The 12394-nt window shown below is 63.2% G+C and carries 14 protein-coding genes; 6 read left to right on the forward strand and 8 right to left on the reverse strand.

Translation table 11 applies throughout. The annotated features are described in order from the left end of the window. Positions 1-160: 160 nt before the first annotated feature. The 4 genes from P9272_RS22145 to P9272_RS22160 all read right to left on the reverse strand — a co-directional run bounded on the left by P9272_RS22145 (position 161) and on the right by P9272_RS22160 (position 3607). Positions 161-439, reverse strand: coding sequence for a hypothetical protein (locus tag P9272_RS22145; protein ID WP_128257732.1), 279 nt, complete (start codon positions 437-439; stop codon positions 161-163). A gap of 152 nt (positions 440-591) precedes the next feature. Continuing rightward, positions 592-876: a hypothetical protein gene (locus P9272_RS22150; RefSeq protein WP_128257733.1), complete on the reverse strand. Its 285-nt coding sequence runs from the start codon at positions 874-876 to the stop codon at positions 592-594. Between the two features lie 89 nt (positions 877-965). Continuing rightward, complete coding sequence (locus P9272_RS22155) at positions 966-3047, reverse strand: ATP-dependent helicase (protein WP_278162179.1); 2082 nt, start codon at positions 3045-3047, stop codon at positions 966-968. A 392-nt stretch (positions 3048-3439) separates the two neighbouring features. Beyond that, positions 3440-3607 carry a hypothetical protein gene (locus tag P9272_RS22160; protein WP_278162180.1) on the reverse strand — a complete coding sequence of 56 codons (168 nt, stop codon included), beginning with the start codon at positions 3605-3607 and terminating at the stop codon, positions 3440-3442. A 128-nt stretch (positions 3608-3735) separates the two neighbouring features. On the opposite strand from P9272_RS22160, the gene P9272_RS22165 reads away from it, so the two are divergent. Then, entirely contained in the window at positions 3736-3918 is a 183-nt protein-coding gene (locus P9272_RS22165) for a hypothetical protein (protein WP_128257735.1), read from the forward strand. 212 nt (positions 3919-4130) lie between these two features. Here P9272_RS22165 and P9272_RS22170 read toward each other — a convergent pair whose 3' ends face one another. After that, entirely contained in the window at positions 4131-5093 is a 963-nt protein-coding gene (locus P9272_RS22170; protein ID WP_128257736.1) for a LysR substrate-binding domain-containing protein, read from the reverse strand. A 112-nt stretch (positions 5094-5205) separates the two neighbouring features. Between P9272_RS22170 and P9272_RS22175 the strand changes: the two genes are divergently transcribed. The 4 genes from P9272_RS22175 to P9272_RS22190 all read left to right on the forward strand — a co-directional run bounded on the left by P9272_RS22175 (position 5206) and on the right by P9272_RS22190 (position 8186). Further along, positions 5206-6042, forward strand: coding sequence for a hypothetical protein (locus P9272_RS22175; RefSeq protein WP_278162181.1), 837 nt, complete (start codon positions 5206-5208; stop codon positions 6040-6042). A 41-nt stretch (positions 6043-6083) separates the two neighbouring features. Then, positions 6084-7187 (forward strand): DMT family transporter, encoded by a 1104-nt coding sequence (locus P9272_RS22180; RefSeq protein WP_278162209.1) that lies wholly within the window; start codon positions 6084-6086, stop codon positions 7185-7187. Then, on the forward strand, positions 7165-7389 hold the full coding sequence (locus P9272_RS22185; RefSeq protein WP_278162182.1) for a hypothetical protein: 225 nt from the start codon (positions 7165-7167) through the stop codon (positions 7387-7389). The genes P9272_RS22180 and P9272_RS22185 overlap by 23 nt, the downstream gene beginning before the upstream one ends. 353 nt (positions 7390-7742) lie before the next feature. After that, the gene (locus P9272_RS22190; RefSeq protein ID WP_112125551.1) at positions 7743-8186 is read left to right on the forward strand and encodes a MucR family transcriptional regulator; all 444 of its coding nucleotides are present in this window, start codon (positions 7743-7745) and stop codon (positions 8184-8186) included. A 482-nt stretch (positions 8187-8668) separates the two neighbouring features. Here P9272_RS22190 and P9272_RS22195 read toward each other — a convergent pair whose 3' ends face one another. The 3 genes from P9272_RS22195 to P9272_RS22205 all read right to left on the reverse strand — a co-directional run bounded on the left by P9272_RS22195 (position 8669) and on the right by P9272_RS22205 (position 10328). Continuing rightward, positions 8669-8866, reverse strand: a complete 198-nt coding sequence (locus P9272_RS22195) for a hypothetical protein (protein WP_278162183.1) — start codon at positions 8864-8866, stop codon at positions 8669-8671. A 307-nt stretch (positions 8867-9173) separates the two neighbouring features. Next, complete coding sequence (locus P9272_RS22200) at positions 9174-9899, reverse strand: lysozyme inhibitor LprI family protein (protein ID WP_278162184.1); 726 nt, start codon at positions 9897-9899, stop codon at positions 9174-9176. A gap of 195 nt (positions 9900-10094) precedes the next feature. Beyond that, on the reverse strand, positions 10095-10328 hold the full coding sequence (locus P9272_RS22205; protein WP_128257739.1) for a hypothetical protein: 234 nt from the start codon (positions 10326-10328) through the stop codon (positions 10095-10097). Positions 10329-10454: 126 nt separating this feature from the next. Between P9272_RS22205 and P9272_RS22210 the strand changes: the two genes are divergently transcribed. Next, the gene (locus P9272_RS22210; RefSeq protein ID WP_128257740.1) at positions 10455-12332 is read left to right on the forward strand and encodes an ABC-F family ATP-binding cassette domain-containing protein; all 1878 of its coding nucleotides are present in this window, start codon (positions 10455-10457) and stop codon (positions 12330-12332) included. The last annotated feature ends 62 nt before the right edge of the window (positions 12333-12394 follow it).

Below are 12394 nucleotides of genomic sequence, written 5' to 3' on the forward strand. Positions count from 1 at the left end.
GGGGTAGGACGCCTCACAACGCACCTCGTCGCGAGAAGGTTCCGCGTCGCGTTTCGCCCGTCGCAAGCGCGGTCCGTCCCTTGCCGACTGAAAACGCTGCGGGCTGCGGCTCCTCGAAAGCGACAGCCCGCGCACGCCCGCCCGAATCCGGCCGGCGTTACTACCAGTCGTTACCGGATCTGCAGATCTTCACCTTGCGAACCACCACGTGGCCGTGGCGCCAGCGCTTCTCGATTTTCACTCGGCATTTGCGGGCGTGCTTCCAATGACGCCAGTGGTCGCGGTCGCGATGATGATGGCGCCAGTAGCGGTCGTCATGCCGCATGCTGCCATTGTCCGTGGTGATCACCACGCTGGCGGCCTGGGACGGCGCGGTGGTTGCGGAGAGGGTCGACAGCGAAATGGCAGCGGCCAAGGCAGCGAGTATAAGGGTCTTCATATCCAACTCCTCGAATAAAGTATTGCGTACAGAAATGACAAAGCTGCGGATATGTTCCACAACTCTCACCTGAACAAAGAAATTGTTGCAATGGGGATTTCGACACCCTCCCGGTTTATTTCGGATACTGGCATATATAACAATATATATCGCTATCGACTGTGGGTATCTTCAAGGCGCTGCACCAGATAATCCGTCGACACCGCGCGCGAGCCGCTCCCTCTGACGACGCGCACCACGGCGACCTTGTTGCCTGGAGCAACGCCCGTCACGGGTTCGCATCTGCCGACCATCCCAGTGCCTTCGAGGCGAACGGGGAGGGCGGCAGCACACTGGTCCATGTTAGCATAGATGGCCGGCTGCGTATCGGCCACGCGGCAGGTCTGCATTTCAGCACTGCAGGAAAGCAGGATCATAGCCACGGCCGTCGGGTCCATCGTCGGGTTCCTGTACCAGGGGCGGCCAATTCCGGCCAATCGCCTCGAAGAACGCCGATCTTGACCTTTGGTTTCCGCTAAGCCGAGCCCTATTTCCACATGCCGCGCATGCGGGCGCCGAGATCGACCTTGACGCCCGGCCGCTGGCGCGGGTCGTCCTTGAGCGCCGCACTCGCCCAGGACGACTGTTCGAAGGCCGGAAGAATCGAGGCCGGGATGAAGCGGGTGCGCGAGGCATAGACATGGCGGTCGCCGCGCGCCGCCTGGTTGTGCGGATAAAAGCGCTGCGGCACCACCAAGTGCAAACTGTCCTTGGCTCGCGTCATCGCGACATAGAGCAGCCGGCGCTCCTCTTCGATGTCCTCCTTGGTGCCGACGCCGAGATCGGCCGGGATGCAGCCATCGACCGTGTTCAGCACGAAGACGTTCTTCCATTCCTGGCCCTTAGCCGAATGGATGGTCGACAGGATGAGGTAATCCTCGTCGCGATGCGGCGGCCCGGCCTGGTCGCTGGTGGCGTCGGGCGGGTCGAGCGTCAGCTCGGTCAGGAAGCGTTCGCGCGACGGATAGGTCGAAGCGATCTGCTCGAGCTGGATGAGATCGGCGCGGCGCGTGATCGCATCCTCATGGATGCGCTCCAGATGCGGTTCGTACCAGAGCCTGATCCGTTCCAGATCGGCCGGCCATTTGGCACCGGCTCGCAGCCCGCTATAGATGTCGAGGAACACCGGCCAATCCTGCGCGGCGCGCTGCGGCGGCCGGAAGCGGGCAAGGCCGAGCGTCTCGTCCAGCGATGTCGCCATGGCATCCACGATCTGCGAGGCAGCGGACGGGCCGATCCCCGGCATCAGCTGCAGCACGCGGAAACCGGCGACGCGGTCGCGCGGGTTCTCGGCAAAGCGCAGCATCGCCAGCATGTCCTTGACATGCGCGGCGTCGAGAAATTTCAGCCCGCCGAACTTGACGAAGGGGATGTTGCGGCGCGTCAGCTCCACCTCCAGCGGTCCGCTATGGCTCGACGTGCGGAATAGCACCGCCTGCGACTTCAGCGCCGTGCCGGCCTCGCGTTCGGCCAGGATCGCCTGGCAGACATAATTCGCCTGCTCGGCCTCGTCGCGCACGCTGACCAGCTGCGGCTTGTGCGAGGACCGGCGCTCGGTCCAAAGGTTCTTCGTAAAGCGTTCGCTGGCCTCGCCGATCACCCTGTTGGCTGCGGCAAGGATCGTCTCGGTCGAGCGGTAGTTGCGCTCCAGCATGACGACCGCCGCTGCCTGCGCGAACTGCTTTGGGAAATCGAGGATGTTGCGCACTTCCGCCGCGCGGAAGGAATAGATCGACTGCGCGTCGTCGCCCACCACCGTCAGGCCCGCGCCGTCCGGCTTCAGCGCCAGAAGGATCGAGGCCTGCAGGCGGTTGGTGTCCTGGTATTCGTCGACTAGCACATGGTCGAAGCGGGAACCGAGGTGAGCGGCGATTTCCGGCTCGGCCGCCATCTGTGCCCAGTAGAGCAGCAGGTCGTCGTAATCGAGCACGTTCTGCGCCTGCTTGGCCTCGACATAGGCCGCGAACAGCTCCTTCAACTGCTCCGCCCATGCCGCGCACCAGGGGAAGGCCGAGCCCAGCACTTCGCCGAGCGGCGCCTGCGCGTTCACCGCACGCGAATAGATCTGCAGGCAGGTGCCTTTGGTCGGGAAGCGGCTTTCGGTTTTCGACAATCCCAGCTCGTGTCGGGCAAGGTTCATCAGGTCGGCGGAATCCTCGCGGTCATGGATGGTGAAGGCCGGATCGAGCCCGATCTGCTCGGCATAGTCGCGCAAGAGCCTGGCGCCGATGCCGTGAAACGTGCCGGCCCAGGCGAGCGCGTCGGCGATGATGGCCGCGTCGCGCCCTAGCACTTCGCCGGCGATGCGCTCGACCCGCTTGGCCATCTCGGCCGCGGCGCGCCGGGAAAACGTCATCAAAAGGATGCGGCGCGGATCGGTGCCCTTGACGATGAGATGGGCGACGCGATGCGCCAGCGTGTTGGTCTTGCCGGAACCGGCGCCGGCGATCACCAGCAGAGGTGCCGCCACCTTGCCGTCGCCATGCACTACCGCCAGCCTTTGCTCGTCATTCAGCCGGGCAAGATAGGCAGGCGTCTCGAAGGACGAATCACGAGCGGCGATGTTCATCGCCCATCAAGCATCGTTTCTGCTTTGTTCGCAATAATTTCCTAGCCCGCGCTAGCGGGGAGAGATTGCCGCGGCCGGAGAGGGGATGCGCCGGCCGCGGGTTGGCGTATGCACTGTCTAACGGAGCGCTGGTCGACCCCCGCTCCGTTCGGCTTCGCCGAGCCACCTCTCCCCCATCGACGGGGTAGAGGAAAGGCGCCCATGCCTTTTTTCCGGCAACGCTCGTCCAGCAATGCTCCCTTCCTTTCCCTCCGGAGGGGGGAAGGTGGCGCTGCGAAGCAGCGACGGATTGGGGGAACCACGTGGCAATCAAGCCTCAGGTCGATCAGTCAGCGCCCCCACAGAAGATGTGTGCATCCCCCAGCCACGTCCGGGGGATAAGGAAAGGGCAACTACCGCTTCGGCTCCACTCCCATCGCCGCCGACTGGCGCCGCAGCGCGCGCCTCTCATCGCCCGGCATGTCCAGCGGCGCGACATCGCCAGGCACCTCGTCGATGATCCTGACGGCGACGCGATAGGCGGTATAGGCGAAAAGGCCGGTAAGTAGCAGGCGGATCATCATCGTCTCCTCATGCGGTTCGATTGGCTTCCAACCGGGCGTGGGCCGGTTGGTTCCCCCCTCACGCGCAACCAAACCGCCACCGCCTCGTTTGCATTCATGAAAGGGGCGAACGAGAGGAGGTCGTCATGAAGAAGCTTCCTGTGCTGCTGGCTCTTGCGGCAGGGCTCGTGCTCGCCGCCTGCGACAGCAGCGTGCAACCCACCAAGGCGCCGGGCGATGAGGTCAACCAGAACCCGCAGGTCGACAAGAACCCGGTGCCGAAATCGACTACGGGCGGTGACCAGCAGGGTACGGCGCCGAAGCAATAGGGCAGGGCGGGCTGAATTGTCATCGGCCTGAAACGAAGAAGGCCGGCGCTGCTTGGGAGGAAGCTGGATAGCGCCGGCCAAGCGGGAAAATCAGGCCCGCCGCGCAATCCAACATAGCTGAGTCTCGGCCTTACGTCATGGTGCGATCGCGCTAGCCGGCTACAGTCAGTGGAAATACCCGGAAAGTCCTGAAGGTTCGCGAGCGGCGCTGCTTAGGCCGCGCGCCCCGGCTGTCCGCCGGCGATCTCGGTGTCGAGCTGGCGCTGCGTCAGCGCCGCTTCAGCCAGGATCCACTGCTTGAACAACTCCACCTTGCGGGCGCCGAGCGCCTTGATGGGGCTGACGAAGTACCAGCCCGCCGTGTTGGGATGGTGGACCGCGAAGGGAGCCACCAGCCGCTCGGCGCGAATGTCGCTTGCCATGTAGGCACGGTTGGCGACGGCAAAGCCCATGCCGGCATTGGCGGCTTCGTAAGACATCATGCAGGAATCGAAATAGACGCTCCTGGTTTGGCCAAGCACGAAGCTCGCGCCGGCAAAGCCCAGCCACGATTGCCAGTTCTGCGTGCAGGTGTCGGAATGCAGCAGCGTGAAGAAGCGCAGGTCTTCCGGCGTCACCCTTGACAGCGGCTTGTCGCCCAACACGTCGTGAAACAGCTTGCGGCTGCATACCGGCGTCAGGTCTTCCTTGAACAGCAGGTCCGAGGTGAGGCCTGGGAAATTGCCGTCGCCGTAGCGGATCTCGAGATCATATTCCGAGGTCGAGAATTCATGCGTGGCGTAGGATGTCGACACCCGCATCTCGATGTCGGGATATTGTCGCTGGAAGGTGATCAGCCTGGGAAACAGCCAGCGCGCCGCGAAGGTCGGCAGCACGCAGATCCGCAGCACATGCGCCTGTGACTGGCCGGTGGCTTCCATGCTGGCCGCCACGATGCGCTCCAGCGCCTCGCGCACGCGCGCCACGTAGGCCTCGCCTTCCGGCGTCAGCGATACCGCGTTGCCGCCGCGCTCGAAGATCTTGAAGCGCAGCTGGTCCTCCAGGCTCTTCACGCGCTGGCTGACGGCAGAAGCGGTGATAAACTGCTCCTCGCCGGCGCGGGTGAAATTCCGGTGCCGCGCGGCGCTCTCCACGATTTTCAGCGAGTTGAGGTTGACCTGACTGAGCAGACGCACGGGGTTTCGACCTTAAGCTGGGCTTACGCTACCACCAGCATTCCTAAATTTACAGGGGTGGGCCTTTAAATGACTTTTAACCAAGTGTTGCCCCCATCTTGGAGAAAGTACAATGAACGCCCATACAATTCCCGAACTGCGTTGTGCGCTGAGCCGCGAGGCCATCATTGGTCATGAGACCGCCTGGAAAGTCTCGACCTTCGGCGTCGCCCAGTATCGTCACGGTTACGACCCTGCTCTGCTTTCCGCGATCGAGGAAGCCGCACTGAAGCTGAAGGCCAGCCATGCCGTTCACAAACACCTCGACCTCACCTTTATCACGGGCGCCGACCGCTATATTCCGGAGATCAAAGAGCTTTTACACGACAAGCTGCGCTTGGAAAGGCTGTCCGACATGATGGGCACCGAGCTCGAACCCTATCCGCTGTCGATCGTCGGTTCGACCGTCACCTTCATGAACCCCAGGGACGGCGCCGTCGAATGGCATTGCGATGGCGTTCCAGTGACGGAGCTGATCCCGCTGTCGATCAGCGACCCTCTCATCGGCGGTCATCTTGAAATCTATTGCGACGATTCCGAGACCGGCCGCTCGATCCTGGAGTCCGGCCGCGACCTGCCGCGCAACAAGATCATGCGCATCGACCACAAGATGAACTACGCCACGCTCGGCCAATTCTTGGGTGTGCTCCACCGCACCGCGCCGATCCAGCTCGGCGAGCGCGTCACTCTGGTGCTCAACCAGCGCTCGACGATCAGGCCCTATGTCGACGACAACCGCCTGTTCTACCTCGCTGCCGACAACGACCATGACCGTGCCTGGGTGAACGAGTTGGCGGAGGATGTCTGGACCAACCAGCTGCCCGCCTATCGCCGCGATGCCGGGGAGCATCCTATGCCTCCTCAGCCGGCCGTTGAGGCGGTTTCCAGAGGGGCACGGGAGTCGTGGTAGTGACCGACGATCCGGTCGAGCGCCAGCCGCCCCCAGCGTCGCTGAGCCTCGGCCCGGTTGCGCGGGACGGTCAAAACGGCTCCAGCGCCGCCCCCGCGGCGGCGCTGGCTTTCGCCCTCGGCGCCGTGGCGCTATGGGCAACCAACGCCCTGGTCGGCAAGACGCTGCTTGCCCTCTATCCGGTGTCGCAAGTGCAGTTCCTGCAATTTTGCGGGGCAGCCTTCGTGTTTGCGCTGATCCGGCTGATGAGCACTTCTCCTTCCCCCCTTGTGGGGCAAGGTGGATCGGCGCGTAGCGCCGAAACGGATGAGAGCTGTTGGAAGGAACGGGACTTGTCCCGTCTGCCACTCGCGCCTGACAGTGTCAAAGCCTCACTCCGTCCAGCCCCCCGTCGCCTTTGGCGACACCTTCTCCTTCAAGATGAGAAGGGGACGTCTGCGCTCGCCCACGCAGTCGGCTTCCTGGGTCTGGTCGGCACCATGGTGCTGCAATATATCGGTTTCGCCTCGATGCCGGTCATCGAGGCGAACCTCGTCGCCTATACTTGGCCGCTGATGACCGTCGCGGCGGTTATCTTGCTGGGCCGGCCGCGCCGGCCGCTGCTGCTCGGGCTGACCGCCGCTGTCGGCTTCGCCGGCGTGGCGCTGGTCATTTCCGGAGGCCGCGCGCATCTTTGGTTCGAGAGGGCCTGGTTCGAAGGCGCCAGCGTCGTCGGCTGTCTCGCCGCTTTCGGCTCGGCGCTCTGCATGGCCGTCTACTCGCTTACTGTCGGCCGCCTTGGAGTTTCGCCGGAACGCCTGCTTTTGCCCTCGGCGCTGATCGGCGTCGCGCTCACCCTTGCCTGGTGGCTGCATGACGGCCTCGTGCGCCCGAGCGGCGCGCATCTCCTGCTCGGCCTTTATCTCGGCGCCGGCCCGATGGGGCTCGGCTACTATTTCTGGTCGCGCGCAGCAGAGCTCGATCACGGCGGCAGGATAGCGGTCGTTGCCTATCTGACGCCGATCGCTTCCACGTTTCTGCTGACCTTGTCAGGCGAAAGCCTGTCGATGACGGCTGTTGCCGGCGCCTCCCTCGTCATTGGCAGCTGCCTAGCGGTCGGCATCGAAGGTACGGAGACCAGGCATGATGTCCAGAATGCCCGTTGACGAGGACGAACGCCGCGCCAGGCGGGAGGCGCACTGGCTGGTGAGGGAATTTGGCGCGGAAGCGTCGCTCTATGCAGCCATGAAGGCTGAAAAGGCTATCGAGCAAAAGGACTTTGGCCGCTGCGCGCGCTGGAAACGCGTGCTGGAAATCCTGGCGGACAGCCCTTCGGCGGATGTCAGGCGCGGCGTCGCCGCCAAATGAGCGATTTCCCCTGGTGCTGCCGAATCGCGAATGGCCCACATCAAGCCGGCGGATTGTTGTTACCGTGGCCAGACTTGGCCTGAACTTCGATTTTTCAGCAACTTGCTTGGTCGACCGAGTGCAACCGGAGGTTATACGTATCCACCCGGACCGCCGGTGCTATAAAGCATCTGTTATAGCTATTAGAAATCCTAACTTGCGTCTTTGCAGCCCGCGGAGAAACATAACCCCGTATTGAGTCGCGTAGCTTTACTGACTCTGGACGGTCCGTTGGGGGGCTTGTCCAATTCGATACACCGACAAAAGTCTTAAAAACAAGCTGGCGATTTGAGGGCCGGCAGAAGGTGAAAAAATTGTCCAACATCGACGATAAGACTGCAATCGAACTGACCGCCGACATTGTCTCCGCCTATGTCGGCAACAATCCGCTCCCAGCTTCCGGCCTGCCTGATCTGATCGCCAGCGTCAGCGCCTCGGTGCGCAAGCTCGCAGGCGGCAGCGTCGTCAAGGAGGCGGTGGCGCTGACACCCGCCGTCAACCCGAAGCGTTCCGTCTTCCCGGATCACATCGTTTGCCTGGAGGACGGAAAGAAGTTCAAGTCGTTGAAACGCCACCTTGCGACCGATCACGGCCTGACTCCGGACGAATACCGCGCCAAATGGGGTCTGCCTGCCGATTATCCGATGGTGGCGCCCAGCTACTCGGCGACCCGCTCGGCGCTGGCGAAATCTTCCGGCCTCGGCCGCAAGCCGGCCGGCGGTGATGCCGGCAAGGGAAAGCGCAAGGGCAAGGCCTGAGGCCGGACCTAAAGCATGTCTCCCGACAATGGGAACCGGTCTCGGGATAAAGACATGCGTAAAATCTAAGACCTAAAGCGCATGGAGCGAATCTGAAAGATCGCGACGCGCTTCAGCTGCTGCATGAGGCAATGAATGACGCCGCGCCATCGTCATGGCGCGGCCATCCGCACAGTTCTCGGCACATTGCTGTTTTCGTTGGGCGTCCCTCCGCCGGTCTGCGCACCGCGCTCAGCGCGCTGGACGAGTTCGAGCGCGCCATTCTCGAGCATGACGACCGTGGGTCATCGAGGCGCGGCGGCTGAAATGCCTCGCCATCTTGGACCGCATGGGCGGCCTGGAGAAAAAGCAATTGATGCATGTCGCCTGGAAGCGCGCAGCGATACTGGGTCAACCACATGCGCCAAACAAAGACTGACAAGGCTTCGACTTAATCCGCGATCCGGAAAGGTGGTTTTCGCAAATGCGCCGAACGCCCGGCATCAGTTGCGGGGTGGCGGCTTGCTCGGGTCGTCGCGATCGCGATGTTGCGCGGCGGCGAGGCTGTCCGCCTCGACGGCGGCCATTTCAAGAAAATAGACGAGCATCTGGTAGCGCGTGTGCGAGAGCATCTTTGCCAGCCCCCGCGCGATCTCGGCCACATATCTCAGCGTTCGCAGATCGTTGACCGCTTCGCCCATCGTGAGCTCCTGACATAGCCAAGTGATTTTTGAGGCCAAGTTATTGTTGAGGCCAAGTTTCTCATTGGCGCCCACGCACGACTCACCCCGCGATCATAGATTTACAGTTGGCGACGAAAACTGAAATCGATTTTCGACAAGCACAACCGCCGGCCGCGGAGATTTTGGCCCTTCTTTCATGGTATTGGCCGCGCAGGGCCTGAGTACAAGCCGAAGCTGAACTTGTGGTCCGCCCGCTTGGCCTGCCTGCCTTTCCCACCGGGAAGGACGGTCTCGTGCGGCAGGCAGGCAGGGCGGGGCGCTTCTCTCACCCCTTATACGCGGAACAGAAGGTTGGCGGATTGTCCTTGCCGATCATGGCGCAGCCCCGCTTGATCTCGTCGATCATCATGCTGCATGCGTTCTGGCCATTGCAGGGCGGGTTGGTCGCCGGCGAAACTTGGACGCATTGCGAGACATATTGGTCCGACTTCGCCTTGCCGGCGGATTGCGCGCATGGCCTCGTATCGTTCTGGCTAGCCTGGGCAGCGGCGGGTTTCGCGGGCGGGGCTTTAGCCGCAGCAGGCGCGGCGCCAGCTGTCGCAGGCGCGGCATTGCCGCCGCTTTGCGGCACGCAGGAGAGATCGCCTTCCGGGCATTGCAACTGGTGCTGCAACTGCGCCAGGCGCGCCTTGGTCAGCTCCGCCTTGCAGGTCTCGACCAGGGTCGAATAGACCGAGCCATCGGCATAGGGCTGGGTGCGGAAGGCGCATTCCTTGTCGCGGAACGGGATCCAGGCGCGCTGCGCGTCGCGAAGGCGCTTAAGGTCGGCGGGAGCGAGACGTGCCGCCAGCGCCTTGTAGACAGCGTTGAGCCCAGCGTCGGCCGAAGCAGCATTCGCGGTCCTGCAGGTGGCAAGGTCGGCCTGAGTCTTCGCCGTCGCGCAGTCAATGGCTGCCGCGCGGGCCGCGGATGCGGTGAGAAGCAGCCCGGCAGCGATTGCGAAAATCGCGACCGCCAGCGAGCCCGAAAGGAGCGAGGTCTTGCCCGACATGATCTGCCCTCTGTTTGAAGCAGCCCCGCGCTTGTGCCATCATAGGTTGAGACAATGGCGGCGATCAACCCCAAATCTATGATGTGGCAAGCAAAGTGCGACCGGCGATGATTGGCGAAAGCCGGGAGTGAACAATCTCCCGGCTTGTGCGAGAGATGCCCGGCAGGGCGGTGGGAGCGCTGCCCAGCCAGCCTCTCAGTCGTTCATGGGCGACGGGCGAAGTTGTTTTCCGCTGTCGATCTGGATCAGCAGGTGTTCCGTCGTGCGCCCCATAAGGGGGGAGATTGGCTGTGTCGATGCCCCGCCCGTCGCTTCAACTGGAAGCGCAATCGGAGCGGTCTCGCTCTCGAACAGAACCACCTGCGTCGCCAGCGCGGTGGTCGTGGCGACCTGGAAGAAGATGAAGGCGAGGGCGAGATAGCGGATCACGGGCTGCAAAACGCTCCGGCCGGCAACTGGTTCCAATCCGTCGGGCTTTTGACGACCGGTCCGTGCGAGCCCTCATCATGGCGCTGGCTCTTGCGAAGCGCCGATGTCCCGTGCAAAAGCCCGCCTATGCTTATCATCAATGACCTTACGCTGCGCATGGCGGGGCGGCTGCTTCTCGATCATGCCTCGCTGACCCTGCCGGCCGGCACCAAGGCCGGCCTCGTCGGCCGCAACGGCACCGGCAAGACCACTTTGTTCAAGGCGATCACCGGCGATTTTCCGTCCGAGACCGGCTCGATCAGCCTACCCAAAAACACGCGCATCGGCCAGGTGGCGCAGGAGGCGCCCGCCACTGAGGAGCCGCTGATCGAGATCGTGCTGAAAGCCGATGTCGAGCGCCAGGCTTTGCTTGAGGAAGAGAAGACAGCGACAGATCCGCACCGCATCGCCGAGATACATACCCGGCTCGCCGACATCGACGCGCATTCGGCCGAATCCCGTGCCGCCACCATCCTTGCCGGCCTCGGCTTCGATGATGCCGCGCAGAAGCGCCCGGCCTCGTCCTTCTCCGGCGGCTGGCGCATGCGCGTTGCGCTCGCAGCCGTGCTCTTCTCCGAGCCCGACCTTCTGCTGCTCGACGAGCCGACCAACTATCTAGATCTCGAAGGCACGTTGTGGCTGGAGAACTATGTCTCCAAATATCCGCACACGGTGCTGTTGATCTCGCATGACCGCGACCTGCTCAACCGCGCCGTCAATTCGATCATCCACCTCGACCAGAAGAAGCTGACCTACTGGCGCGGCGGCTACGACCAGTTCGAGCGCCAGCTGACCGAGCAGCGCGAGCTGCAGGAGAAAAGTCGCGTCAAGCAGGAAGCGCAGCGCAAGCATATGGAATCCTTCGTCGAGCGTTTTCGCGCCAAGGCTTCCAAGGCAAGACAGGCGCAGTCGCGCCTGAAGGCGCTGGAGAAGCTGAAGCCGATCGCCGCAGTGGCGAACGACACGGTGCGGCCATTTTCCTTTCCCGAGCCGGTGAAGACGGTTGCCTCGCCGATCGTGGCGCTGAACGGCGTCAATGTCGGCTACACCGAGGGCAATCCGATCCTGAAGAAGATGACGCTGCGCATCGATGCCGACGATCGCATCGCGCTGCTCGGCGCCAACGGCAATGGCAAGTCGACCTTCGCCAAATTGCTCGCCGGCCGGCTGAAGGCCGAGACCGGGTCGATGACGGTTGCGCCCGGCCTGAAGGTGGCGATCTTCGCCCAGCACCAGCTCGACGATCTGCGTCCCGAGGAAAGCGCCTATGAGCATGTACGCCGGCTGATGCCGGACGCGCCGGAAGCCAAGGTGCGCGCCCGCGTCGCCCAGTTCGGCCTCTCGACCGAGAAGATGAACACCGCGGCCAAGGATCTGTCCGGCGGCGAGAAGGCGCGACTGTTGATGGGACTATCGGCCTTCGAGGGCCCGAACCTCTTCATCCTGGACGAGCCGACCAACCATCTCGACATCGACAGCCGTGAATCGCTGATCCATGCGCTGAACGATTTTCCGGGCGCGGTGATCCTGATCTCGCACGACCGGCATCTGCTAGAGGCGACGGCCGACCGGCTCTGGCTGGTCAAGGACGGCGCGGTCAATCCCTATGACGGCGATCTCGAGGATTACAAGACGCTCGTCACCGGCGTCTCGTCCAATCGCCGCGAGCAGAAGGAAGCGGACAAGGCCTCCAAGGCCGACCGCCGCCGCGAGGCGGCGCAACGTCGCGCAGCGCTCGAACCTTTAGCCAAGGAAATCCGCGCCACCGAGGCGCTGATGGACCGCATCCGCAAGCGCATCGACCTGATCGAGGATGAGCTCGCCAACCCGGCTATTTACGAGAAGGACCCCTCGACCGCGACGCGCCTGGCCAAGGAGCGATCGCAGCTTGCCCACACGCTGGCGCTCAACGAGGACAAGTGGCTGACGATGTCGGCGGAGTATGAGGAAGGGATTGCGGAGTGATTAGCTCATCTACCCACGAGGGGGGAGATCGGCTAATTGTCTCTGGCCCTACACCTCCCTCC

Source organism: Mesorhizobium sp. WSM4976 (assembly GCF_029625685.1).
GTDB lineage: Bacteria > Pseudomonadota > Alphaproteobacteria > Rhizobiales > Rhizobiaceae > Mesorhizobium.